This window comes from Haloferax sp. s1 (genome assembly GCF_058382125.1).
Genome location: NZ_JBZRPK010000213.1, coordinates 570 through 2,014 on the forward strand (window position 1 = coordinate 570; position 1,445 = coordinate 2,014).

The window sequence follows — 1,445 nt, forward strand, 5'->3', positions numbered from 1 at the left end:
TTCGATTAGTAAAGTAGCTCATTTAGCTCAAGCGAAAGCAGGAAACCGATTTGGCCTCTTCTCTCGTGGTGCGGGAGGTGGTTATAAGAGCCAGCGGGTGGGACGTGCTGAAAGCGGGGCGGTACCAGCTGTGGCCGCTTCTCCCGACGATTATGGAAGCGCTCCAGAAACCAAAAGCGACCGCCGGCATCGCACTGGCGCTCTTTCAGGGCATCTACGCAATCACGCAGTATCCCAGCGGGGAATACTCGGACCGCTGGACACGAGCAACGCTCATCGTTCCGGGACTCGGAATTCTCGTCCTCGGGTTCGCCACGTTCGGCATCGCGGGTGGTCTCACCGGGTTCCTCCTCGCCGCGGTGATTACTGGCTTCGGGAAAGGGCTGTTCGCCATCCCCTCGCGGGCGTTGCTTTCGGACCTCTTCGTCGAGCGTCGAGGGCGAGCGCTCGGTCTCTACGCCGCCGGGACCGACCTCGGCGGCCTGCTCGCATCCGGGCTCGCAATCCTCGCGCTCAGCTACGCGACGTGGCAAACCCCGTTTCTTCCCGTCGCTGTCGTCCTCGGGGCGCTTACGCTCTTGTTCGCCCGGTGGTCGAACGACGGCTACACCGTCGGGTCGCCGGAACTCGACGCGTCCGGCACGCTCCGCAGACTCTTTGCCAGCCCGGAACAACGCCGGACGCTCCTCGCCTTCGGACTGTTTTATTTCATGGTCGGCGGCTTCATCAACTTCCTCCCGACGTTCCTGAGTCAGGCCAAGGATTTCCCCGAGGAGCTTGCCAGCGCCACGTTCGCCATCGTCTTCGTCGTCGGCCTCGGCATCAAGCCGGTCGCCGGCGGCCTCAGCGACCGCTTCCGGCGCGAGTCGATTGCGGTCGTCGGGATGCTCATTGCCGCGGGGTCGCTCGCTGCCCTCTCGCTCGTGGACACGCGGCTGTTCATCTACGTCGCCGTCGTCGTCCTCGCCGTCGGCTACAAGATGGAGTTCCCGCTCGCGGACGCGATTATCGTCGACAACGCGCCCGACGCCGACCGCGGGGCCGACCTCGGCGCTGCACGGGCGCTCTTCCTCGGGGCGAACGCGGTCGGCCCGGCCTACGTCGGTATCGTTGCGACGTATCTGAACTACGCCGTCGCGTTCGGCGGGCTTGCGGTCTGTTTGGTCGTCGGTGCTGGGTTGCTGTACTGGGATGCGAGAAGTGGGTGAGGGCGTCGGTTATGCATGCTCTTCGCTCAGTAAACCGGGGTGGTTTGGAATTCAGTGGAGTCTTCAATCCCACAAGGGTTCGTCTGAAACTATGTCAGACGACGACGCAACTGATAAGATTTCGGATGCTTCAATCCCACAAGGGTTCGTCTGAAACTGCGGAGTCTCTCCGTTCGCGTTCATGAACTTCCCGCTTCAATCCCACAAGGGTTCGTCTGACACTGAAATGGGGCATAG

At 62.4% G+C, this 1,445-nt stretch carries 1 protein-coding gene; it reads left to right on the forward strand.

Annotation, left to right across the window (positions count from 1 at the left end; all coding sequences use genetic code 11):
- The first annotated feature begins 77 nt into the window (after positions 1-77).
- Positions 78-1,208, forward strand: a complete 1,131-nt coding sequence (locus tag QT222_RS01810; RefSeq protein ID WP_491476117.1) for an MFS transporter — start codon at positions 78-80, stop codon at positions 1,206-1,208.
- The last annotated feature ends 237 nt before the right edge of the window (positions 1,209-1,445 follow it).